The sequence below is a fragment of the Streptococcus equinus genome, from assembly GCF_900104225.1.
Lineage (GTDB): Bacteria > Bacillota > Bacilli > Lactobacillales > Streptococcaceae > Streptococcus > Streptococcus equinus_D.
The window spans coordinates 1-24,073 of record NZ_FNJK01000004.1; the positions used below are offsets into that span (position 1 = coordinate 1).

The following is a 24,073-nucleotide window of genomic DNA, read 5'->3' on the forward strand; positions in this document are numbered from 1 at the left end:
TGATAAACTTGTTTTGTTTTATCGTAATCAATGCGGGTCTCCCATTCATGAGGATTCCCTGCCTCAAAAATAGAATAGCGCAAAGTTTGATAATTACGTTTCTTGATTTCTTCCAGTATCTCTTGTTTTTCTATTTGTAAATTTGGCATAGCTCAATCATCATAAATAATTTCAAATTCAATTTTTAATAGAAGTGCATAAAAGCTTAAATCATTTTATTGCCTGTGCAACAGCGGCTAGTACGTTACTCAATAATGCTTTTAGAAATTGCTCTTCTTTTGTGTTGCCAGACAGCTCTTTAAAGAAGATGCCTTTGCTAGTTTTTAAATAGGCCCGAATATTTTTTGAAGGATAATACTTAGGTGTTTCTGTTTTTGTCATGACATCGAGCACCTGATGTGAACTTATTAGAAGCGACTGCATAGCATGCATAACATTAGGATTCTTTTCTAAATCAGTTAAAACAGCACCATCTCCAAAATATAAATGAGTGTTTATACCAAAAACTAACGCTAATGTTTGGCTTTCTCTGTTCAAAATAATACTTTCTACAGGAATATCAAAAACAGCAATGTACACTTGCTTGTCATTTTCAAGTGTAAGATTCATATCCTTATTTGTGTAATCCAAAACTTGTTGTCGTAATTTAATATAATTTTCACTTACCATAAAGTTCCTCTATCATGTTTTTGACTCTAAAAACCCCTTGTGGTGTTTTTTTATAATACTTTCCATCTTTTGAAAAATATAGGGTGAAGTTATTTTCTTCCAAGACATTAAATAATAAATTTAATGAATAAGTTATATTTTTTAAATCATCCAAGTTATTATTATGATTATGAATTCTAAAAAGAGAAATTTTTGCTTCCTCTCTATCACTTATGAAAATATTAAATAATCTAATCTCATTTTCGATACTAATAGTATAATTGCAATTATTTTTTGAGTACTTATAGTTAAGTTGAAAGTAACCACGCTGTTTAAAATTATTTTTTTCGTTTTCTAAAACGATAGTTTCTCCAAAAATTCGTGACATTTCTTGCTTTATAAATGCCACTCTAGTTATGTAATAATCATCATCGTATCGCATGCCATAAATTTCCTTCCTGAACAAAATGATATCCATTATCTACTAAATATTTAAGTTCTTTAGCATAGAATGAACGTCCCCAGTCACCCTCTGGATTATGTGATAAATATATCTCTCTTCCAGAACTTGTTTGAATATCTAAAAACTTCTCATTTATTTTCCAAATCTCATCTTCCGAATATTTAGATGATAGTTCTGTCCAATTATCTAATTCAAAATATTGTGAACCTATTTCTCGTGCAATAGTTGAATAGGCAGTTGGACCGCCACCATCAAATTTTCCTAAAACAACAGTTTCAGAGCGTTTTGACCCCTTTATTGCATTAAAGGCTATTTCTTCTGCTTCGTCGTAAGATAATATGTTAGATGTTTTTACTACATCACTAACCTTATCAACTACCTTCACCCCATCTTCCACCTTACCAACGGTTGAGGCGACGTCACCGGCTTCAGCTAGTTTGGCAAGGTTGCCTGCCTCATCAACATACTTGAGTTTGCCAACAGCAGCAGGGCCGACCAGTGTGGCAACGTCAAAGACATAACCACCGATTTCAAAGTTGTTTCCTGTTGCGATATTATGAAAGACATCGCTAGCAGAATCTTCAATGCCTTTATAGACAACCTTCCAAGCATCGATATCGCCATATTTAAGACGGTTGATGAAGACACCTGCGGTAAGTGCAGTCATTCCAGCACTTGTCACATCATCTTTAATCCATTGGGCTGTCTTTTTACCGGCTAAAGCATTGCTTCCCCATTCGATACCTTCAACAGCTAAATGACCAAGTTGAGTAACACCGATTGCTAAGTCCCCAACAGTTTCACAGGCTTTTGAGACGAAACCAAGGCGTAGGGAAATTTGGTCTTTGACATAATTAGCCCCAGGAATATTCAAATCAAAATCTTGAACTTCTTGGTTAGCCCATTTGAATAATTTTGTGGTTTCGTCAGTGGTGTTTTGCAACCATGCTTCAATCGGATGCTGTTTGGCCCATTGTTTTTTGGCTTCTTTTTCAGCTTCCTCTTTAGCCAGTTTTTCTTGTTCTTTGATTTGTTTATCGACTGTATTGATGCCTTTGGCAAAGTCGGCGTCATTGACAAAACTTAAGTACTGGCTGTCACTGTACGGCAAATCAACGACTTGGCTGACTTGGTTCACCTTGCTATCAATAGCTGTTAACATGCTTTCAGAACTGAGTTCACTGCCAGCACTATCAAAGCTAGTGACTTTATCAATGGTGTTGGTCAAGAGCTGACTAGCCGTATCGCTATCCGCATCATAGGTACTTGTAGGACCAGAAAGGGAAATTAAATCACTGATACTAGAATAAATCCCTGAGATATTTGTTTCTTGCTCACCGTGCTGATTTTTGAAATTGTTCAGATTATCTTTGAGTTGATTGAGGTAATCCTCATCCAAAACAGCCGTAGCAGAGCTTTCCCCAATACTAGATTGAAACTCTGAAATCAAGCTGTACAGGTCACTCGCTAGCAATTTTGTCGTATCTTCTAACCCGACGATAATGGCGGCATCGACGTTGTTAAGCTGGTGATAAATAGCTTGTCCAGTCTTTCCGGTCAGAGCTTCAGAAGTGATAATTTTATTGACACTGTTTTTTGCGGTGTCCAGTTGTGATTCTAGCTTTCCAGCTTCCTGCTCTAACTTATCAGCTGCTTTGTTTAACTCATCAAGAGAAACATGAAAGCCCATTTAGTCACCTCCTTTTGAAAAGAAAATATTCAAAAGGAGGATATTTTCTACGATAATTCCTAAATTTAACATAAAAAATCTCCCTAAATTTTTTCATCATTATAGCATAAAAAATCTGAACTTTCAGAAGTTAACATAAAAAGCCCTGAAAATCAGAGCTTTATGTATTTATTTTTTCAAATGATATGAATAAGTTGCAATGATAATATCTTCATACCAACGCAAGCGAGCACGGATACGTAGACTCATTTGGTTGTGAAGCATGTTTTGCCAACTGTGTTTTGGAATGAATTTTGGAATAATAACCGTCATGGTGTGGTTATTTTTCTTAGCTTCATGATTCATTTTTTGAACAAACATCATGGTTGGTTTCACGATATCACGGTAATTTGATTCAATATTGACGAATGTGACATCTGGGAAATAGTGTTTAAATTCTTGTTCAACTTCCAAATCTTTTTCGCGTGTTTCCAAAGTTGACACGTGCATGGCAACAACTGTTTGTCCGATACTTTTAGCATAGTTAATAGCACGGATACTTGCTTGCGTCATATTTCCGACCAAAATCAAAACCGTATTGCCATCATAATGAATGTTCTTCACATCATCCGTTAAACGTAATTGCATGGCAACATTCCTGTAGTGATTTCTAATAGAATAAAAGAGAAACATTAATACAAGAATGATTGGGAAGAATGGCCAAATCTCACCAATTCTAAAAATCAAAAGGATAAGAATAATGAGATAACAAATCACTGCCCCTAAGATATTAGCAATCGAATGTTTTAAATAATTCTTGCCAAATTGTCGTTTCCAGTGAATAACCATTCCTGTTTGCGAAAGAGCAAATGGAATGAAAACACCAATGGTATAAAGCGGAATAAGGCGCTCTGTTGACCCATTAAAGATGCAAAGTAAAGCAATTGCTCCTACCGCTAAGGTAATAATCCCATTTGAGTAGCCAAGACGTGCCCCTTTTTCCATGAAAAGGTGAGGCATGTATTTGTTTTTAGCCATGTTAAATGACAACATTGGAAAGGCAGAAAAACCAGTATTAGCAGCTACAGCCAAGATTAAGGCTGTTGACAATTGGAAAACGTAGAAGAGCGCATTTCCGATTGCTGAGTCACCAAAAATACGTTGTGCAATCTGAGCCAAAATAGTTACATGGGCAGATGGCGTAATCCCTAACCAATAGTTTAGGAAGGTAATACCTGCAAACATAATTCCAAGAATCAATGACATGATAGCCAGTGTACCAGCTGCATTTTTCTCTTTAGGTTTCTTGAAAAATGGTACCGCATTTGAGATAGCTTCAACACCAGTAAGTGATGCCGAACCACTTGTAAAGGCTCTAAGTAGAAGGATTAAAGATACTCCCGGAACGACTTTACCAACGTGCGCTGTTGCAGTGTAAGCTAAATGTCCTGTAAGGATTTGGAAGGCACCGTAAGCAATCAAGAATAAAATACTTACAATGAACAAATATACCGGAATCATTAGTGATTTTGCCGATTCACGCAATCCGCGCAAATTCATAAACATCAAAATCAAAACCAAGACAATTGAAATTTCTAAATTAAATTCCTTAATGGCTGGGAAAGCTGATGTAATGGCATCAGCACCAGATGATACCGAAACAGCAACCGTCAACATATAATCTACCAACAAACTTCCACCAGCAATCAATCCCATACTTGGTGATAGATTTTCAGTAGATACCATGTAGGCACCACCACCTTTAGGATAAGCGTGGATAACTTGTTGATAAGAAATCGTTAGGCTTGCTAACAATACCAAAACTAAAAGTCCGATTGGTAATGACCACCAAATTGCTGCTGCAGAAATGGTTGTTAAAACCAAAATAACTTGTTCTGGACCATAAGCAATTGAGGAAAGGGCATCGCTGGATAGCATAGCCAAGGCTTGTGATTTGGATAATAGATGATCCTCATTAGTCTCGCCAGCTGATTCCAGGGGATTACCAATAAAAACATTTCGTAACTTTTCAAGCATTGAAATTTCTCCCTAAAATTAGATAACGACTCATTATAGTTCTCTCAGTAATATTTCGCAAGCGTTTTGATGATTTGTAACCTAATTTTAACAATCAGTGTTAGCTTTGATAAATCAAGCTTAATCCCTTATAAACAGTTGGAATGGCTAGTATTTTTAAGAAAAATAGAGTAATATAGATACGATATATTTCGGAGGTTAAAATGAAAATAATTGTTGTCGGCGGAGGTAAGGTTGGTACCGCACTTTGTCGCTCACTTGTTGAAGAAAAACACAATGTTGTCTTAATTGAAGAAAAAGAAGCAGTTTTAAAAAACATTACCAAACGCCATGATATCATGGGAATTGTTGGTAATGGAGCTAACTTTAAAATCCTTGAACAAGCAGATGTTGCTAACTGTGATATCTTCATTGCTCTTACTGATAAAGACGAAGTTAATATGATTTCAGCCGTTCTTGCTAAACAAATGGGAGCTAAAGAAACGGTTGTCCGTGTTCGTAACCCAGAATACTCTAACGCTTATTTCAAAGATAAAAATTTCCTAGGCTTTTCTTTGGTTGTCAATCCTGAATTGCTTACAGCGCGTTATATTGCCAATACAGTTGACTTTCCAAACGCCCTTTCTGTAGAACACTTTGTTAACGGTCGTGTCATGTTGATGGAATTTGTAATTTCAGATGGCAGTAAACTTTGTCATATGAGCTTAAGTCAATTCCGTAAAAAGTTCGGTAACTTGGTTATCTGTGCTATTGAGCGTCGTGGAAAATTGATTATTCCTGACGGTGATGCCACACTCCAAACAGCAGACAAGATTTTTGTCACTGGAAATCGTATTGACATGATTCTTTTCCACAATTCTGTTAAAACCAAATCTATCAAAAATATGATGATTATTGGTGCCGGACGAATTGCCTACTACTTACTCAACATCCTTAAGAACACTAAGATGAATCTTAAGGTCATTGAAAACAATCCTGAGCAAGCTCAGATGTTCAGCCAAGAATTTCCAAACGTCCACGTGGTACAAGGCGATGGTACTGCTAAGAGCGTTCTTTTGGAAGAATGTGTGGAAAACTTTGATGCTGTAGCAACACTAACAGGGGTGGATGAAGAAAACATCATCACTTCAATGTTTCTTGAAACACTTGGCGTTCGAAAAAACATCACCAAAGTTAACCGTACAAGCTTGCTTGAAATTATTGACACTAGCCAATTTTCAAGTATTGTCACACCAAAAAGTATTGCCGTGGATTCAATGATGCACTTTATCCGTGGTCGTGTAAATGCTCAAGACTCAAACCTCGATGCCATGCACCACGTTGCCAACGGTCGTATCGAAACCTTGCAATTTGAAATCCGTGAAAATAATAAAATGGCAGGCAAGAGCCTTTCATCACTTAAATTCAAGGAAAACATTCTGATTGCCGCGATCATCCGCAATGGTAAAACCATTTACCCAACAGGTGAGGATGTCTTTGAAGTGGGTGATAAGATTGTCGTTGTTACTTTCTTGAAAAACATCACGCGCATCTATGATTTGTTAGCGAGGTAAGTTATGAATAAAAGTATGGTTCGTTACCTCCTAGCAAAACTCCTCTTAATTGAAGCCTCTTTGATGCTGGTTCCTGTGATTGTGGCTTTTATCTACCATGAAGACATGCGCGTGATTAATAGCCTTGCCATTACGATTGGTATTCTCGTTATCATAGGAATTCTTGGAGTGGCTTTCAAGCCAAAAAATTACCATGTCTACACTAAAGAGGGACTTTTGATTGTTGCTCTGTGTTGGATACTTTGGTCTTTCTTTGGAGCACTACCATTTGTACTTTCAGGACAAATTCCAAGTATCATCGATGCTTTCTTTGAAATGGTTTCTGGCTTTACCACGACCGGTGCAACTATTTTGCCTGATGTAGCTGTATTATCACACTCTCTACTCTTTTGGCGAAGCTTCGCTCACCTTATCGGTGGAATGGGAGTATTGGTGTTTGCACTAGCTATCATGGAAAATAGTAAAAATAGTCACTTAGAAGTCATGCGTGCCGAGGTTCCAGGTCCTGTATTTGGTAAAGTTGTTTCAAAACTAAAAGAAACAGCACAAATCCTTTATATTATCTACCTAAGCATGTTTGCTGTTTTGACGGTTATTTTAATGACAGCTGGTATGCCTGCTTTTGATAGTATCATTACAGCTATGGGCTGTGCTGGTACCGGTGGATTTGGTGTTTACAATGATTCCATTGCACACTATAATAGCTCGCTAATCACTAACATCGTCTCAATTGCGGTACTGCTTTTCGGGATTAACTTCAACCTCTACTACTTCTTACTTCTTCGAAAATTTAAAGCCTTCTTTAAAGATGAAGAGTTAAGAACTTATATTGGTATTGTCGTGATTGCGACAGCCTTAATCTGGTTGAATGTAAGTGGACTTTACCCAAGTGCGGGCAAAGCCCTAGAAAATTCTCTATTTGAAGTAGCCAATGTGATGACAACAACAGGATTTGGCGTAACTGATCTGACGGTTTGGCCATTATTCGCTCAGGTCATTTTGCTCTTTCTCATGTTTATTGGTGGTTCAGCAGGATCAACCGCTGGTGGTATTAAGGTCATGCGTGCACTTATCTTAACCAAAATTGCTAAGAATCAAGTACTTTCTACGCTTTATCCAAATCGTATCATGACTATCCATATCAATGAACAACCACTTGATAAGGAAATTCAACACGGTGTTCTTAAGTATTTAACATTATATGTTTTCTTACTTTTAGGATTAACCTTAATGTTATCACTAGATAATAATAATTTTATGGTTGTAGTCAGCGCAGCTACTTCAACCTTTAACAATATCGGACCAATGCTTGGAACAAGTCAAACCTTTGCAATCTTTAGTCCGTTTTCAAAACTACTCATGTCATTTGCTATGATTGCAGGACGTTTGGAAATCTACCCAATGTTACTACTCTTCATTCCAAAAACATGGTCAAAATATTAAAACTCAAAAAGAGGAGAGCCTTAGCTTTCCTCTTTCTTTTTACGATAATCTTTATTGCGTCGAAGCGTAAAATAATCAGGCACTGGATCATCCCCACCTTCTACAAAGGGATGGCAACGCAAAATCCTTGCCACTCCCATAATGACACCCTTTAGCCCATGCTTTTCAATCGCCACAATCATGTAATTCGAACAGCTTGGTCGATAGCGACATGATGGAGGGGTCATGGGGGAAATCCGTTTTTGATACCATTTAACAAGCGCAATAAGCAATTTTTTTATCATTTTTGTTTGTTAACAGCTAAATTATGTAACTGGCTGATTTCTTTTTTGCTCAAACGACGTGATTCACCTGGGCGAAGACCTGATAGATCCAAAGTCCCAAAGTTCGTACGAGACAATTTATCTACCAAAAGTCCAACTGATTCGAACATTTTCTTAACTTGGTGGTTACGTCCTTCATGGATAGTCAATTCAACCACTGAACGATTTTTTTCAGGATCTACTTTGATGATGTTGTAACGAGCTGGTTTTGTCTTTTTACCATCGATAACAACACCACGTGTCAATGGACGAAGATTTTCTTTTGTCGCAAGTCCTTTAACACGAGCTAAATAGACTTTGTCGATTTCGTTACGTGGGTGAATCATTTCATCTGTGAAATCACCATCATTTGTCAAAATCAAAAGTCCAGTAGTATCCCAGTCCAAACGTCCAACAGGATAAATACGTTCTGTAACATTTGGTAGCAAGTCAACAACCGTTTTACGGCCTTTGTCATCTGATACACTTGAAATCACACCACGAGGTTTATTAAGAAGGTAATAAACTTTTTCTTCGTTATAGATTGGTGTCCCTTCAACTTCAACAACATCACCAGCTTTAACCGTTGTAGCTAGTTCTGTAACAACTTTACCGTTGATGGTTACCAAACCTCTTTTAATCAAATCTTCAGCTTTACGACGGCTGGCAATTCCCGCATGGGCAATGTATTTATTAATTCTCATATTCTTTCCTTTAACTGCTTTTTAGCTATTTTACATCATTTCGTCAGTTTTAGCGAGTTCTGTTTCTTCTTGGGCTAATTCTGGCTCTTCAAAAAGGGTCATTTCTTCATCGACCACTTCGATATTTGACACGTCAATCAGCTCACTTAGGTCATTAATTCCCATAAAATCTAGGAAATAATCTGTTGTCGCATAAATATTTGGTCGACCAATTACTTCTTTTTTACCAGCTTCGCAAATTAAACCTAGAGCCATTAATTTACTGATAGCACTGCTAGAATTAACACCACGAATATCATCAACTTCAATACGTGTTATCGGTTGTTTGTAAGCAATAATGGATAAAACTTCCAAACTGGCACGTGATAAACTTTGATTGACTGGAGCTTTTGCAAAATCACGAAGCAAATCAGCAAAAATCTCTTTAGTCACAATTTTATAACAACCTGCTGTCTCAATCAAACAAAGACTTGATGACTCGTCAGCTCTGTATTTCTGTGCTAATTTTTCCAGTTGTTGTTGGAGCGCCGTTGGTGTTAAATTAACCATACTAGCCAAATGACGTAAGCTCAAGCCTTCTTCACCTGCTACAAAAAGAAGGGCCTCAATCTGAGCTAAATAGTTCATATAACTTCCTTTCTTAAGTTTGTTTACCAAGGGTTATCGTTTTTTCACTCAACTAACACTTCGTAAAACAATATCTCCAAAGTTTTCCTCTTGTTCTACTTCCACCTCATGGACTTTAATCAATTCTAAAGTCGCCAAAAATAAGGTAATCATCTCTGGAATAGATTGACATTCTTTGAAAACCTTGTTCAAAACAAGTTTTTTAGACTGACTGAGACGTTCTGAAATAACCGTCATCATGTCTTCAATACGATAATCATCACGCTCAACAACCGTATGACTATTTTTCAATTCTCTTTGCTTTTCAGCCATAACATGTGAAAATGACAAGAAAAGATCCATAATCGTCTTGTCATGAGCTAAAACCGCATCTTCAAAAATTAATTCTTGTTTTGGTTTTGAGTAAAATTTAGCACGTTCATCGTGCTGGGCTGACATTTCCTCACTAATCGCCTTGAAGCGACGATATTCTTCGATTTGTGTCAACAATTCTTGTTCAGGGTCATCTTCTTCTGGCTCTGCTTCAACAATTTTTGGAAGTAGCTTACGGCTTTTAATCAGCATGAGCTGACTGGCCATAACCATATATTCACCAGCCACTTCTAATTTCATGGCTTGTAAGGTTGAGATATAAGCCAAATACTGCTCGATAACTTCCACGATTGGAACGTCGTAAATATCCATCTGATATTTAGAGACCAAGTGCAAAAGCAAATCCAGAGGCCCTTCAAAATCTTTTAATTTAATATCCATTAGTTATAAAATTTCTCTAAAGTCACTGGACTCTTAAGCCCTAAATTGCGACTAACTTCTAATAAAGATTTTCCTGCTGCTTTTTGATGTAAAACATATTGACGACGCATATCCTGCGCTGATAAGTCTTCCAGACCTAAAGAAGCCAAAAATGCTTTTAATTGATTGAAGAACCATTGTCTTGAATAAGATTTACCTTGATTATCAAAAAGATAAATCTGTTCTTCAGACAAATTGGCAGTCATGTAATCAAGCAATTTTGCAGGAACTTCTAGCACTCTGACCAAGCCAGCTTTTTGCACGCGCAAAACAGCAAAAGTCCTATCCAAATCAGCAACTTTTAAGCCTTGAAGGTCACTAGACGACAGGCCCAGTTCAATCATCAAAAGCGCAATCAACTGACCAGCTTGATAAGAACTTTCTTGATAAAAAGCCGAATAATCCAGCAACTCCTTACTAACCGGTTTCGTGGCCAATTTTTCTTTATTGCTTAATTTATAAAAACGATCTAAGCGCTCAGTATCATACAAAAAATACAAAAACTGATTTACCGCTGAAATCTTACGCTTTTTGGCTGAGGTTTTTAAAGGTGCCAATGAATGCTCATAAAGCGCCAGCTTTTCTTTGCTGACTTTACCATCAACAGCCTCAACAAACTGCTGCAAATCATAAAAATAAGCATTTCTAGAATTCTCTGAGAGAGACTTACTGTCAATAAATTCTTGGATAAAATCAATCATCTTTCGGGGTAATCGTATAATAATCAGTGAAATCGTGTAAGAGACTATTAACAGCCTTTAGAATCGATTTACGTGTAATAATGCCTAGGAAGTGGTTATTTTTATCTAAGACTGGCAAGAAAGGATAGTCCACTAACAAATGCATAATATCCGTTAAGCTTGAAGTATCACTAATGGTTTGTAATTTGGTATTAACCATCTTACCAATATCAGTCTGAGCCAATTCCCAATCGGTCAATTGATTTTTAGCTTGATAAGACATAATGTCAGCAATGCTGATAGTTCCAACGTATTCTTTATCTTTGGTGATAACAGGAACACGTGAATAACCATTATTAGCTAAAAGCAACATAGCGTGGTCTGAATTATGCGTATCAATAAAAATCGCCAAATCTTCTGCCGGAATCAAGTAATGATCCAAATGGCTAAGAAGAAATTCTTCAAATTCTTTTGCTATCATCTGTCAAATTCCTTTGAAAGTGCCGGATAGAGTTTGTGGTCACGTGTGTAAAAATCAACCTTAATCTTGTCTTTAGTGATAATTACTTTGGCATAAAGCTTTTCTTTGACATCACCACGAGGTTGAAGAACACTACCTGGATTGATAAAAACAGTTTTACCATTACGCCAAGCTGCTGCTCGGTGCAAGTGCCCATAAAGGCAGATATCTGCATCTTCTTCTTGAGCAAATAAATCCAATCTATCCCATGTAAAATTAATGTTATAAAGGTGTCCGTGAGTCTGTGCTATGACAATATCGTCAAGATAAGTTGTCAATCTTTCAGGATAACCATTATCGTAATCACAATTACCACGAACCACTTTGATACCATCCCAAATGGGATCTGAACTTGGCAGCTCAGAATCTCCATTATGGAAAATGGCATCAACTTCACCTTGATAACGTTGTTTAATATTGCTAATAATCTCACGATCACCGTGAGAATCACTCATTACAATTATTGTTCTGCTTTCCATACTGGGAATGCCTCCATTAATTTCTTAACAGCCAACCCGCGATGTGAGATTTCATTTTTTTCATCTGCTGTCAATTCAGCAGCGTGACGTCCAGTTTCACCAACTAAGAATAGTGGGTCATAACCAAAGCCGTTGTCGCCTTTTGCTTCCATAGCAATGTAGCCAGGCCAATCTGCTTCAACAACCAAACTTTCTTTATCTGGTGCAGCAACCACAAGTGTTGTGTGGAATTGCGCTGAACGGTCTTTCATATCAAATACCATTGCTAATTCATGAAGCAATTTAGCGTTATTTGATTCGTCTGTAGCATCTGGGCCAGAGAAACGAGCTGACCATACACCAGGAAGACCACCAAGGACATCAACTTTCAAGCCAGAATCATCAGCCAGAACCATTTTTCCAGTTAATTTTGAAATCGTTTCTGCTTTCAAGCGTGCATTTTCTTCAAAGGTCATTCCAGTTTCTTCCACTTCAGGCAATTCTGGGTGGTTATTTAGGTTTTCAACTTTGATGCCTAGTTGATCAAACATTTTACGAAATTCTTTGGTTTTACCTTCATTGCGTGTAGCAATCAAGATGGTATCACCAAAGGCATTTTCAGATGATTTTCCAAAAAAGGCTGACGCAGCAACACCGTCTTCTGGTAGATGCACAAATAACAATTGGTCATCCTCAGTAACCACAACCGCACCCGCACGTTGTTGCACTTCTAAATGACGATTAGTTTCTTCGTTAATCATGCCAACAACAAAGCGAATCAATTGAAAATCAGATGATTTTTTAACAACAGTGACGTTGTAGCCATTAAATTCGTCTTTATGGCAGCCGCCTTCACCGTGTCCGTGACATTTGCCACAGCATTTACTTGCAACAAGTTTTGCGACTTGTTGGCTCAATTCATAAAGATCATCACCACAGACATTTCCAAGACCTGAAATGGCATTGAAGCCACCCCACTCGCCAAGGAACCAATTTTCTTTATCTTTATACTCATAAATTTTATCAGCCATTTATTACCATCTCATTTCTATTTGTTCAACTTTTCCAAATCAACATGTTGCACATCAATGTCAGTTCCTAGCCAGTTCACCGCAATTTCTTTAAAACGCTGACTACTTGCTGTTGTGTAGAAATGGTGATCAACAGCATTTTCCGTGCGACTATGATTAATTTCAAAGTAATTCAATAACACTGACACATCTCGAATACATTCAGCACCACTATCGATTAATTTAACATTAGGTCCCATCACATTTTGAATGATTGGACGAAGTAGTGGGTAATGCGTACATCCAAGAACCAATGTGTCAACTTTACCAACAAGCGGCGCTAAACTTTCGTAAACCACTTTTTTAGCAACACTTGACCCCATTTCATTTGACTCAACGATTGGAACAAACTTGGGACAAGCTAAACCGCTAACTTCCATTTTTGGGGATAATGATTTTATCTTTTCAGGATAAACTTCTGAATTAATGGTCATCGGAGTTCCGATAATCCCAATTTTACCGTTACGTGTCGATTTTATCGCGGCACTAGAACCTGGTAAAATAACACCAAGAACAGGAATATCAAGTTTTTCTTTAACTTCTTTCCAAGCAACTGCTGTCGCTGTATTACAAGCAAAGACAATCATCTTAACATTTTTAGTTAACAAGAAATTAACCAATTCCCAAGTGTATTCTCTAATTTGTTCAGCAGGTCTAGGACCGTAAGGAGCTCTTGCTGAGTCTCCAATATATACAATTTCTTCATGTGGTAGTTGACGCATTAATTCACGCACAACGGTTAAACCACCAACTCCAGAATCTAAAAAACCAATTGGTCTATTATCCATAGAATCTTCTTTCTAATAAGGGAATTAGACTTAGAAAAAACCCAGTTGGTGAGCCAACTGAGTCATTCATTTCTGAGCTCTGTGCTCGAAAACGTTTGTTAAAGACTGACTTGTATGTAAGGTCAAAAACTATCAAACAATAAGTCATCCGCCTTTAGCATTTTTCAAACCAAAGCGTAATTATTTTTTAGCTTTTGCTGCAGCTGCTTTTGATTGTTTGATAATGTTACGGTACGTTTGTTGAATTTTAGCTTCACTAGGTTTTTGACCCATTTGGCTCATCATTTCACGGATCGCATCAGGCGTCAAGCGTGGGTGTTCACCGATTTCCTTTTCAAACTGTTTACGAGCGATAAAAACGCCACCAACAAGGCCACCAAACAAAGCAACCAAAACTAACAAAATCCAAAGAAATGTTGTCATGAATATTTTCTCCTAAGTTTTTTACATAAATTATTATAGCAGAAATAGAAAGAGTTTACAAATTCTTGAAAGCTTTTTCTTAAGCATAAAAACAATAAAATTGGGAGACCATTTCAATTATTTGTATTTCCTTTTTTAAAATTATTCTCAGACAGCCACTTTTTATACAGCTCAACAAATCTCATTTCTTCATCGTCACTGTAGCCGTTAAAAACAACTCGGTCGATATCTTCCTGATTAAAATAAAAAATTTGTTCAGGATTTAATCCCATTGGATAAATCGCTGATGAATAATCAAATAGAACATCTTCTCCATTTTGCTTAATTGTTACACCACGATTTAAAATCATCAATTTCTGACTACCATCTTTTAAATACACAATACTCCCAATTGGTAATATATTTAACATAAAACTCCCCCATTTATTAAATTTCTTCGATTTTTTCAAAATCAAGATGATTTAAATTGTAATTTACTCCGATTGGCAAAATTCGATACGAAAAAGTAAATATAGCAAATGAAAACAAACCACTTAGAATTAGAAGTGTTATTTCATCATAAAAAAGATAAAATCCCAAGCAAAAGAGCGTAAGCATTACAAATATCGGACCTAAGCCATAAACACGTTGATTATCTGTTTTTAGCACCAATTTCATGCATTTCCTGTTTACTAATTTCTTTTTCACTCTTTTGTCCTCATACTTAAAAACACCTAGGTAAATGAAATATCCAATAGTTAATGATAAAATGAACAACAATACTTTTTGAAAGAGATTATCTACAATTCCAGTTGCCTTCAAATTATTTTCTAAAAAGTTATACAATATTTTTAAAAACGGCTGTACCATCAAAACAACCGCCGTTGTTCCCAATTGTGATTTTTTAAGATTAAACAAATTGTCTTTATCATCACTTTCAAATAAAATTGCTTCAACATTCTGTGCTTTATGTCCCCAAAAATACAATTTTGAACTCATACTCACATTATCTAAAATATATTTTTTTCCATTTGCTCTCACAACATGGTAACTTCCTGAAACTTGTGTTATTTTAAACTCCATTAACTAAATTTCCTTCAACAATCGAACTTTGTATTCAGCTCCTTCGTTAAATGATCCAAATGCTAAAAGTAAAACAATAAATATTATAATTCCTGATCCTATCATAAAGAAATAATTTCCATATTTCAATTCAATCCAAACTGAAACGGCAGCTATAAAATAAATCATTAAGTATAAAAACATTAATTTTGTAATTTTCTTGTATCCATCAAGTCTAATCTTTACTTTTTGTTTTTCCATAAAAATCTGTGGGTAATTTTCACTCACTTTGTTAAATTCCCTTTTGCTCCATAAATTAATCAGCAAAATATCTGCAAGGACAATAAATAATAATATTAATAAATTAATACTAAACCCAAAATCTACCTCCAATAGATAGATAATTTTTTTTAAAATTGAACTAAGAAAAATAATTAAAGAGGTAATAAAAGTTATGCTGATAGTTTCGCTCTTATTTTCTTGATTTAGTGTCCTCAAATTCTGATAAGTTTCTTTAGAAATTTCGTAACAATTCTGTGTAAAAATCCAACTCATGGGCAAAAAAATAAAGCAAAGTAAATTAACAGGATATCTATCGAATAAAAAGAACTTATCTTTATAATTAAAAACTAAATAACGAAAGTTTACTTGACTAAACTTTATTCTCACAATGTACTCCTATATTATTTTAAATCAGCAAGAGAACCTTGAAAACAATTTCCAACATTATCAATTGTATTTCCAAATTGATCAACTTTATTTTTTACATTTTTATCATTTTCATAAAGATACTCAAAACCTACACTAGCAATAGTTCCAACCGCAATTCTAGCAGCTGCAACCCCAACGGCTGCCCAACCAACTGGATTTGAAACTAAAAATGTTGTAAGCGCCGCAGTAGTTACCGAACCAGCCCCCCAACCAATCCCCGTTGAAATAGCATTGTGAGAGATAGCTTGTCAAACCGAGCTACCATCATTTTCAATGTCATCGTACATTCCTAAAACAAATCCTGCCCCCATAAAAGCTTTACCTATATAGTTCCCTGTACTCGCAATTTTCTTACCATGGAAAACCATTGAAACTCCAGCACCATTCAAATTCACTAACACAAACGAGTTATTTTTAGCAGAACCTTTGATACCTTCAAACACCGTAACAATTCCACCAATTCTTTGGTATCCCAATCCAAGTTGCTCTACAGAAGTTGAAAAAATATCGTTACTTAAATCATTAACTATGCTATCTCTGTTATTATTAACAAAGTTAGTCAAATCAATTGAATCACTGTAAGATATATTTTTCATCACAACATTTTCCATCATATATCCACTATACTTAGAATCATACAAATTCTTAGCGAGTTCGTTTTTAAGTGGTTTTTCCTAGCTTTGCCATTAACGACTTAACGACTGATTTAACTTCTTTAACTTCTGTCTTGAAGTCTGTTTTCTTGTAAAAATCCTTAACTTTTTTGCTTGTATATGAGCTGCTGCCTAGGTCTGACAAACTACTAATTTGCGTGTTCTGCTCATCTAAAATATCAGTAGCTTCGCTTGTAAAGACAGTGTTATTAAAAATCCCCATGTCCTTGATGGTATTGGTAAAGACTTTTTTAGCACCTTTGAATTCTGAGGCGGCATCGTCTGTTGTCACTTTGGTTAGTGTGACAATGTCTGCGACATCGTCAATTGCCTCGTTAATCGCGTTAGAGCTTGTCTTTAGTTGCTCTAGTGGCGAATCGAATTGATCTACCATCTGCTGCAAAATGTCCGTGTCAATGATAGCACTATCGCTGTTTTCGCTGACAATACTCTTAAAAGTGCTGATAAGATTGTCATAGCCCTGCGAAATAACCTCCAAACTGTTCACATAATTGGTCAACAAAGGCACTTGATAGTTATTGATTTTATTATCAATAGCGTCTTTGACGTCACCTTTTAGAGCATCAGAATTTGCAGCACCCTTTAGCTTTTTCTTAGCACTTGAAAGTTGACTCTTGGTCTTACTAATTGAGCTTTTGAGGCTATCACGCTGCTCTATGACCTCGCTCATCTTAATCTTCATAAATCTCTCCCAAAATTTAACCGATTTATTTCTAATCATTATAACATAATTTGAAACAGTTTTCAGAAATTCATTTCAAACAAAAAAAGCTAACTAAAGGCCATCTGTAGTCCTTAGCTAACTGCTCTTATAACTTATTCAAAATCAAACCCTTTAATGGTTGCAAAATAATCGTCTGGTGTTTCTGCACGACGGATGAGACGGGCGCTGCCATCTTCTTGATAAAGAATCTCAGCTGAACGCAAACGTCCATTATATTGATAGCCCATTGAAAAACCATGCGCACCGGTATCATGAATGACAAGCGTATCTCCAACACGCGCTTCTGGCAATTCGCGTTGTTTAGCAAATTTATCATTGTTCTCACAAAGTGATCCAACAACATCTACCACTTCTAGTTTGCCATCAGGATTAGTCATATTAGTAATGTGATGATAAGCATCATACATGGCTGGGCGCATTAAGTTAACCGCTGATGCATCAACGCCGATATAAGTACGATAAGTTTGTTTACGGTGACGAACTTTTGTCACAAGTAAGCCATGTGGTGCCAACATAAAACGACCTAGTTCAGTGAAGATTTTGACATCACCAAGTCCAGCTGGAACCAATACTTCATCAAAAACGCGATGTACCCCTTCACCAATGACAGCAATATCATTTGGTTTTTGGTCAGGCAAATAATTGACACCGACACCCCCAGACAAGTTGATAAAGTTGATTGTCACACCCGCTTTTTCTTTGACTTCAACAGCTAATTCAAATAACTGACGTGCCAATTCTGGATAATAATCATTTGTAACAGTATTTGACGCAAGGAAAGAATGGATACCAAAGTTTTTGACACCTTCTGCTTTCAAGTCTTTAAAACCTTGAATCAATTGAGTTTTGGTCATGCCAAATTTTGATTCTTCAGGATTATCCATAATATCTGTTCCAAGAGAGAAAACACCGCCTGGATTATAACGGAGTGAAACAGTCTCAGGTAAACCTGCCACCTCTTTTAAGAAAGCGATGTGTTCATAAGCATCTAAATTAATCGTCGCTCCAATTTCCTTAGCGTACTGAAATTCACGCGCTGGTGTATCGTTAGATGAGAACATAATATCAGTAAAGCCAAGTTTGTGGCTCATCAATAATTCAACTTCTGTTGCACAATCCACACCACAATTTTCCTCTTGGAGAATTTTCAAGATTGCTGGAGTTGGTGTTGCCTTAACCGCAAAATACTCCTTGAATCCCTTGTTCCAAGCAAAAGCCTTATTTAAAGCGCGAGCCTTTTCACGAATTCCTTTTTCATCGTAAAGGTGAAAAGGAGTTGGAAATTCATTCGTAATTTTTTCAAGCTCTTTGGCTGAAATAAATGGTGTTTTCATAGCAAGTTCCTCGAATTTTCAAAATATTAGGACTATTATAACACAAAGACTAAAAATCACCAATGGAATTTGACTGAAAGCCTAAAAAAACTAGTGCAACCAAGGTTACACTAGTTAGAAAATTAATCATCACTTCCAAAAAGACGAAGTAGATTCAAGAACAAGTTGATGAAGTCAAGGTAAAGGCTAAGTGCCATTGAAATAGCCCAACCGTCACCAACATTACCTCCGGTACTTTGATAAACACGCTTAATCATCTGATTATCATAAGCAATTAATCCAGAAAAGATTAAAACTGAAATAATACTAATGATGTAGCTCATTCCGTCCAAGCCAATAAACATATTAACAACACTTGCAATGATGATACCAATCAAAGCCGCCATAGCTGCTTTAGCAAAACCAGACAAGTCTTTTTTAATGACAAAACCAAGTACTGACATGACTCCAAAAACTAAAGCTGAAGAAACAAAAGCTTGTAAAACAGTCGTTTGTGTGTAAGCTACAATGACAAAACTCAAGGTAAAACCATTTAAGGCTGAATAAAATAAGAATAATGGCAAAGCCGACGGTGTATTTTTACGGGCTGCATTACTAGCTAAGAAAACCAAAGCTAGTTCTAAAAATATCGCACCATAATAAACAAATGGGTGATTATTGATAATGTTGATCATATTGTCAGTAAAAACATAAAGCATCAAAAACGATACAAAAGCTGACAAACCAATTCCCATACCAACTAGTCCATAGATTTTAGCAAAAAAACGATTGAGACCACTATCAGTCTGCGTATAAATGATATTGTCTTGATTCAAAATAATCTCCTCCCAGATAACAAATTAATTCAATTAACGATGGTTACTTGGTAAAATCTTACGACTATAACGTCTTCTCTTGCCAAAACGATTGCGAAACGGAGTAATGGCTTCTTTAATAGCCCAATACTTATCCACCATCGTCACAATGTAACCTTCTTTGTAACGCGGCGGAGCAATTGTTGCTCCCCACATGTGCTTCAAAATAATATCTTCTTCACGTTTATTTAATGTCGTTAATTTTCTAGCATTACGTACGGCAATCCTCGGATGCACCCAAGCATGACCTTTATTAAATTTGGTATCACGCCAATCATAATAAAAGAAATCATGTAAAAGACCACCGCGTGCCGTTGATTTTTCATCCCAGCCAAGTTTTTTAGCAATCTTATAACTCGTATAAGCAACGTTAATGGAATGTTCCATACGCGTTGAATAATGATGTTGCGTTATATTATCTAATTTCTGAAAGCGAGGATGTTCAATCAAATGACCAACAAGTTCCATAAATTCTTTATCTTTTTTATATGCAACCATGAGAATCACCTTCTTTCAGTCTAATTATAGCATATCAGCTTAAATTAGACTGAAACCATGACTAGAAAATCCAAAACATAAAAATTACTCGATATTAGATTAACTTAAAGAGAATAATCCCAGTTGCTACTGCGACATTTAAACTTTCAGCTTGCCCAGGCATAATGATGTGAGCTAAAATATCTGCTTGGTTTGTCATTTGTTCTGAAATACCATTTCCTTCATTTCCCATGACAAGTGCAAAGTCACCCTTATGCTCCACAGTTTTATAATCAACAGAATCTTTGGATAAAGTTGTAGCAATTAGTGGCACATCAAGATTTTGTAACTTCTGACAAGCCTCATAAACATTCGTACGCCAAACTGGTAAATGGAAATGACTACCTTGCATTGAGCGAAGCGTTTTTTGGTTATAAATATCTGCAGTTTTTTCAGAGATTAATACACCATCTAAGCCAGCTGCATCAGCTGTACGAATCATTGTTCCCACATTTCCAGGATCTTGAACATCTTCTAATACCAAGTATCGACCAGCTTTCAAATCAGCTAGAGGCAAGTTTGGCATCACCACTTCAGCAATAATGCCTTGAGGTGTTTTAGAATCAGTCAATTCTCTCAGAACTTCTGGTGTCACAAGAGTAACATTTGATAAATGTTCCACACGATTCGCAAATTCTTCAAGAACAAAAACATTCAAAAAGGTCGCACCAGCTTTTTCAGCTTCTTCAAAAAGATGCCACCCCTCAATTAAATAGGAATGCTCACGATATTTTTTTTTCAATAATTTTTTAGTCTTTTTAATGAGATTATTTGATTTAGAAGTTATAATAGTCATAAGAAGATTATAGCACATAATAGGAGGAAATTGAGATGAAAAAAGTACGTCTAATTGTCTCAGGCCGTGTTCAAGGAGTGGGCTTCCGCTATTCAACCTATGCACTTGCTCAAAATATCGGTGATATTTATGGTCGTGTTTGGAATAACGATGATGGTACTGTTGAAATCCTCGCGCAATCTGATGATTCCGCTAAAATGGCAAAATTTATCCAAGAAATCAGAAAAGGTCCTTCTCAATGGTCAAAAGTAACCTATGTTGATGTCAAGATGGCAAATTTTGAAGATTATAAGGATTTTCGTATCGCTAACTAATTTTTCTTTGACAAGTCTCTAAAATAAGGCTGGAGACGTATTGAGAAAATACTGAAAAAACAGTAAAATAATAGGGTATTATAATAAAAGGAAAAAAACAATTGAAAAAGAAATTAAATCGCGTCCTTTTTTCAGGACTTAGCTTATCATTATTGTTCTTACTAAGTGGCTGTGTGAGCCGTGATTCAAGTGGTAATCCAACAGGTACTATTTGGCACTTACTTGGAGAACCAATGGCAAAACTTATCCAATACTTTGCCAATAACATTGACCTTGGCTTTGGCTTAGCCATTATCTTAGTAACAATCATTGTTCGTTGTATCATTCTTCCACTTGGACTTTACCAATCATGGAAAGCAAGCTACCAATCAGAAAAGATGGCTTACCTAAAACCAATCTTTGCACCAATCAACGAACGCATGCGTAATGCAAAGACACAAGAAGAAAAATTGGCTGCCCAAACAGAATTGATGGCTGCTCAAAAAGAAAATGGAATTAACATGCTTGGTGGTATGGGATGTCTTCCACTTCTTGTTCAAATGCCATTCTTCTCAGCTATGTACTTCGCAGCTCAATACACACAAGGTGTCGCTGAAAGTACTTTCTTAGGTATTGACCTTGGAAGCCGCAGCATGCCACTTACAGCTGTCATCGCTATCCTTTACTTCTTCCAATCATGGTTATCAATGCAAGCTGTTGCTGAAGAACAACGCGCAGCCATGAAGGGAACAATGTACGTGATGCCTTTAATGATGGTCTTCTTCGGTATGAGTATGCCAGCAAGTGTTCTACTTTACTGGTTGGTCGGTGGTTTCTTCTCTATCATTCAACAATTGATTACAATGTTCATCATCAAACCAAAACTTCGTAAACAAATTGCTGAAGAATTTGAAAAGAATCCTCCAAAAACATACAAATCATCAAAACGTAAAGATGTAACACCAACAGCGACTACTCAACTTAACAAACCTAAGAAAAGTAACCGTAACGCTGGTAAACAACGTCACCGTAAATAATTCATAAACTAAAACACCAGAAAATTATTTCTGGTGTTTTAGTTTCCTTTTAATAACAGAACAAACAAAAAAAGGCTTAACAGCCTCTTTTATAATTAAGCAGTTTTTTCAACGCTGATGATTTCAACATCGTAGTTACCAGCAGGTGATTCAATTGTTACGATATCACCAGTTTTCTTACCAATCAAAGCTTGAGCAATTGGGCTTTCGTTAGAAATACGGCTTGCAAAGATATCAGCACCAGCAGCACCAACAATGTGGTAAACATCTTTGTCAGTTGTTCCAACTTCTTGAACAGTAACTGTTTTACCGATAGCAACTTCATCTTTTGCTACAGCATCACTGTCAATGATTTCAGCGTAACGGATTTTAGTTTCGATGATTTGAATTTGACCTTCAACGAATGCTTGTTCATCTTTTGCTGCATCATACTCAGAGTTTTCTGAAAGGTCACCATATGAACGAGCGATTTTAATACGTTCAACAACTTCAGGACGACGAACTAATTTTAGTTCTTCCAATTCTTGTTCAAGTTGTTCTTTTTCAGCAAGGGTCATTGGATAAGTTTTTTCTGCCATTTTCTATCTCTTTTCTAAAAATTTATTTTTTTGGATAATCTACAAATACAAACATGATGCTAAGCACACCATGTTTGTCATCAATTATTCATGTATTTGACTATTAACATATTTTTCAACATTAGCTTGATGGTCATCAAAGTTTTCTGAGTAATAGACTTTACCTGTCTTAACATCTGCAACAAAATAATAGTAATTTGTTGAAGCAGGGTTAACAGTCGCTTCAATAGCTGACAAGCTAGGAGCATCAACTGGACCAGGCATCAAACCAGTGTTAGTATAAACATTATACGGTGAATCAATCGATGTGTCAATACTTGCATCAGCCGCAAGGCTTGTCTCTTCACCAAGTTTACCCATTGCATACAAGATAGCAATGTTACTTTGAAGAGGCATATTGTTATTCATGCGGTTGTAAAAGACACTCGCAATGTTACGGCGATCATCATCCGTTGAACCTTCTTTTTCAACTAATGAAGCAAGGGTAAGCACATCATTGACAGTCATTCCTTTTGCAGCAATCGTATCGTAGTACTTAGACATATAAGAATCCATTGTTGCAATCATTTCTTCAACAATATCTTCCATACTTGTTTTTTTGTAATAACTATAAGTTGCTGGGAAAAGATAACCTTCTAAACGATAAGTTACTTTATCAGAACTAGGAAGACTTCCTAAAAGTCTTGGATACTTAGCAGACATTTTTGAAATAAAGTTCTCATCTTGAACGACTTTCAAGAAATCATCGGCTGTATATGGCGTAGAAGCATGTTTCTTAGCTGAATTCTTTGTAACAGCTTCAGAAATTTGCTTAATAGTATATCCTTCTGTTACTAAGATTTTACCAAGGGAAGGTTTCTCTGGTTGAGCTGTTCCACCTTGTTTAAGAAGTTTACAAATTTCATCCAAATCCATGCTTGGCTGCAAATTGTAATAACCACTTTGGAAATTGCTATAGTTTTTAAATTTTGTATAGTAATTAAAAACCGTTGCACTCTTAATGACACCAGAATTCTCTAAAATTTGTCCTATGTACTTGTTACCAGAGCCTTCTGGAATATCAACAGTAACGTATTTTGTTGACGAACTATCCAGTGGCTTAATAGAACTATCAACGTAACGATATACAAAGAATCCTGTTGCTAGTAGGGCAATGATAATTGCTGAAATTAACACTAAAGCAATTTTTCCAGCTAGACTATTTGTCTTTTGACGTTTTCTTCTACGTTTTGTTCCCACTTTATTCTCCAAGTCTGTCTCTGTCTCATCTGATTGCTCAGAATCTTGCTCAAAATGAAGGTCATCTTTTGATTCAGA

The 24,073-nt window shown here is 36.2% G+C and carries 29 protein-coding genes and 1 pseudogene; 4 read left to right on the forward strand and 26 right to left on the reverse strand.

The window, feature by feature from the left end; translation table 11 throughout:
• From BLP98_RS09655 to BLP98_RS06315, 5 genes are all read right to left on the reverse strand, one after another.
• The coding region (locus BLP98_RS09655) for an Imm59 family immunity protein (protein ID WP_419177413.1) at positions 1-149 on the reverse strand (149 nt) is incomplete at its 3' end.
• A 61-nt stretch (positions 150-210) separates the two neighbouring features.
• On the reverse strand, positions 211-669 hold the full coding sequence (locus BLP98_RS06300; RefSeq protein ID WP_074482448.1) for a hypothetical protein: 459 nt from the start codon (positions 667-669) through the stop codon (positions 211-213).
• On the reverse strand, positions 659-1,090 hold the full coding sequence (locus BLP98_RS06305; protein ID WP_074482449.1) for a hypothetical protein: 432 nt from the start codon (positions 1,088-1,090) through the stop codon (positions 659-661). Before BLP98_RS06305 ends, BLP98_RS06300 begins: the two co-directional genes overlap by 11 nt.
• Positions 1,077-2,801 carry a T7SS effector LXG polymorphic toxin gene (locus tag BLP98_RS06310; RefSeq protein ID WP_074482450.1) on the reverse strand — a complete coding sequence of 575 codons (1,725 nt, stop codon included), beginning with the start codon at positions 2,799-2,801 and terminating at the stop codon, positions 1,077-1,079. The genes BLP98_RS06305 and BLP98_RS06310 overlap by 14 nt, the downstream gene beginning before the upstream one ends.
• 168 nt (positions 2,802-2,969) lie before the next feature.
• On the reverse strand, positions 2,970-4,817 hold the full coding sequence (locus BLP98_RS06315; RefSeq protein ID WP_074482451.1) for an APC family permease: 1,848 nt from the start codon (positions 4,815-4,817) through the stop codon (positions 2,970-2,972).
• A gap of 203 nt (positions 4,818-5,020) precedes the next feature.
• Between BLP98_RS06315 and trkA the strand changes: the two genes are divergently transcribed.
• Together trkA and BLP98_RS06325 are read left to right on the forward strand one after the other, a co-directional pair.
• Positions 5,021-6,370 carry a Trk system potassium transporter TrkA gene (gene trkA, locus BLP98_RS06320; protein ID WP_074482452.1) on the forward strand — a complete coding sequence of 450 codons (1,350 nt, stop codon included), beginning with the start codon at positions 5,021-5,023 and terminating at the stop codon, positions 6,368-6,370.
• A 3-nt stretch (positions 6,371-6,373) separates the two neighbouring features.
• Positions 6,374-7,813: a TrkH family potassium uptake protein gene (locus BLP98_RS06325; protein ID WP_074482453.1), complete on the forward strand. Its 1,440-nt coding sequence runs from the start codon at positions 6,374-6,376 to the stop codon at positions 7,811-7,813.
• Positions 7,814-7,833: 20 nt separating this feature from the next.
• Here the strand turns inward: BLP98_RS06325 and yidD are convergent, their stop codons facing one another.
• The 19 genes from yidD to BLP98_RS06415 form a co-directional block, all read right to left on the reverse strand.
• Positions 7,834-8,097 carry a membrane protein insertion efficiency factor YidD gene (yidD, locus tag BLP98_RS06330; protein WP_074482454.1) on the reverse strand — a complete coding sequence of 88 codons (264 nt, stop codon included), beginning with the start codon at positions 8,095-8,097 and terminating at the stop codon, positions 7,834-7,836.
• Entirely contained in the window at positions 8,094-8,819 is a 726-nt protein-coding gene (locus tag BLP98_RS06335; RefSeq protein ID WP_003066095.1) for a pseudouridine synthase, read from the reverse strand. Before BLP98_RS06335 ends, yidD begins: the two co-directional genes overlap by 4 nt.
• Before the next feature lie 30 nt (positions 8,820-8,849).
• Positions 8,850-9,446: an SMC-Scp complex subunit ScpB gene (gene scpB, locus BLP98_RS06340; protein WP_074482455.1), complete on the reverse strand. Its 597-nt coding sequence runs from the start codon at positions 9,444-9,446 to the stop codon at positions 8,850-8,852.
• Between the two features lie 48 nt (positions 9,447-9,494).
• A complete protein-coding gene (locus tag BLP98_RS06345) occupies positions 9,495-10,199 on the reverse strand; it encodes a segregation/condensation protein A (RefSeq protein WP_039696395.1) in 705 nt (234 codons plus the stop codon).
• Entirely contained in the window at positions 10,199-10,939 is a 741-nt protein-coding gene (gene xerD, locus BLP98_RS06350) for a site-specific tyrosine recombinase XerD (RefSeq protein ID WP_074482456.1), read from the reverse strand. The genes BLP98_RS06345 and xerD overlap by 1 nt, the downstream gene beginning before the upstream one ends.
• The gene (gene cbpB / locus BLP98_RS06355) at positions 10,932-11,399 is read right to left on the reverse strand and encodes a cyclic-di-AMP-binding protein CbpB (protein ID WP_006532895.1); all 468 of its coding nucleotides are present in this window, start codon (positions 11,397-11,399) and stop codon (positions 10,932-10,934) included. Before cbpB ends, xerD begins: the two co-directional genes overlap by 8 nt.
• Complete coding sequence (locus BLP98_RS06360) at positions 11,396-11,917, reverse strand: metallophosphoesterase (protein ID WP_074482457.1); 522 nt, start codon at positions 11,915-11,917, stop codon at positions 11,396-11,398. The genes cbpB and BLP98_RS06360 overlap by 4 nt, the downstream gene beginning before the upstream one ends.
• Positions 11,899-12,927, reverse strand: a complete 1,029-nt coding sequence (locus BLP98_RS06365) for a nucleoside-triphosphate diphosphatase (protein WP_006532897.1) — start codon at positions 12,925-12,927, stop codon at positions 11,899-11,901. Before BLP98_RS06365 ends, BLP98_RS06360 begins: the two co-directional genes overlap by 19 nt.
• A 17-nt stretch (positions 12,928-12,944) precedes the next feature.
• Positions 12,945-13,754 (reverse strand): glutamate racemase, encoded by an 810-nt coding sequence (gene racE / locus BLP98_RS06370; RefSeq protein WP_014335198.1) that lies wholly within the window; start codon positions 13,752-13,754, stop codon positions 12,945-12,947.
• Positions 13,755-13,934: 180 nt separating this feature from the next.
• The gene (locus tag BLP98_RS06375) at positions 13,935-14,177 is read right to left on the reverse strand and encodes a YneF family protein (RefSeq protein WP_006532899.1); all 243 of its coding nucleotides are present in this window, start codon (positions 14,175-14,177) and stop codon (positions 13,935-13,937) included.
• Between the two features lie 113 nt (positions 14,178-14,290).
• Positions 14,291-14,587 (reverse strand): DUF4176 domain-containing protein, encoded by a 297-nt coding sequence (locus tag BLP98_RS06380; protein ID WP_074482458.1) that lies wholly within the window; start codon positions 14,585-14,587, stop codon positions 14,291-14,293.
• Between the two features lie 16 nt (positions 14,588-14,603).
• Positions 14,604-15,239, reverse strand: coding sequence for a DUF443 domain-containing protein (locus BLP98_RS06385; protein WP_074482459.1), 636 nt, complete (start codon positions 15,237-15,239; stop codon positions 14,604-14,606).
• Positions 15,240-15,242: 3 nt separating this feature from the next.
• Positions 15,243-15,887, reverse strand: coding sequence for a DUF443 family protein (locus tag BLP98_RS06390; protein WP_074482460.1), 645 nt, complete (start codon positions 15,885-15,887; stop codon positions 15,243-15,245).
• Between the two features lie 290 nt (positions 15,888-16,177).
• Complete coding sequence (locus tag BLP98_RS09480) at positions 16,178-16,543, reverse strand: hypothetical protein (protein ID WP_200795916.1); 366 nt, start codon at positions 16,541-16,543, stop codon at positions 16,178-16,180.
• A gap of 46 nt (positions 16,544-16,589) precedes the next feature.
• Positions 16,590-17,285, reverse strand: a complete 696-nt coding sequence (locus BLP98_RS06395) for a T7SS effector LXG polymorphic toxin (protein WP_234792808.1) — start codon at positions 17,283-17,285, stop codon at positions 16,590-16,592.
• 134 nt (positions 17,286-17,419) lie between these two features.
• Positions 17,420-18,661 (reverse strand): diaminopimelate decarboxylase, encoded by a 1,242-nt coding sequence (locus tag BLP98_RS06400; RefSeq protein ID WP_074482461.1) that lies wholly within the window; start codon positions 18,659-18,661, stop codon positions 17,420-17,422.
• Positions 18,662-18,783: 122 nt separating this feature from the next.
• On the reverse strand, positions 18,784-19,476 hold the full coding sequence (locus BLP98_RS06405) for a Bax inhibitor-1/YccA family protein (RefSeq protein WP_074482462.1): 693 nt from the start codon (positions 19,474-19,476) through the stop codon (positions 18,784-18,786).
• Between the two features lie 33 nt (positions 19,477-19,509).
• Complete coding sequence (locus tag BLP98_RS06410; protein WP_074482463.1) at positions 19,510-20,013, reverse strand: HD domain-containing protein; 504 nt, start codon at positions 20,011-20,013, stop codon at positions 19,510-19,512.
• Positions 20,014-20,107: 94 nt separating this feature from the next.
• On the reverse strand, positions 20,108-20,848 hold the full coding sequence (locus BLP98_RS06415; RefSeq protein WP_074482464.1) for a TrmH family RNA methyltransferase: 741 nt from the start codon (positions 20,846-20,848) through the stop codon (positions 20,108-20,110).
• Between the two features lie 35 nt (positions 20,849-20,883).
• On the opposite strand from BLP98_RS06415, the gene BLP98_RS06420 reads away from it, so the two are divergent.
• Both BLP98_RS06420 and yidC read left to right on the forward strand, forming a co-directional pair.
• The gene (locus tag BLP98_RS06420) at positions 20,884-21,162 is read left to right on the forward strand and encodes an acylphosphatase (protein ID WP_074482465.1); all 279 of its coding nucleotides are present in this window, start codon (positions 20,884-20,886) and stop codon (positions 21,160-21,162) included.
• A 101-nt stretch (positions 21,163-21,263) separates the two neighbouring features.
• Positions 21,264-22,178, forward strand: coding sequence for a membrane protein insertase YidC (yidC, locus tag BLP98_RS06425; RefSeq protein WP_074482466.1), 915 nt, complete (start codon positions 21,264-21,266; stop codon positions 22,176-22,178).
• Positions 22,179-22,273: 95 nt separating this feature from the next.
• Here the strand turns inward: yidC and greA are convergent, their stop codons facing one another.
• Together greA and mltG are read right to left on the reverse strand one after the other, a co-directional pair.
• Positions 22,274-22,756, reverse strand: a complete 483-nt coding sequence (gene greA, locus BLP98_RS06430; protein ID WP_074482467.1) for a transcription elongation factor GreA — start codon at positions 22,754-22,756, stop codon at positions 22,274-22,276.
• A gap of 84 nt (positions 22,757-22,840) precedes the next feature.
• A pseudogene (gene mltG / locus BLP98_RS06435) lies at positions 22,841-23,980 on the reverse strand (endolytic transglycosylase MltG); the annotation flags it as partial.
• Positions 23,981-24,073 lie beyond the last annotated feature (93 nt).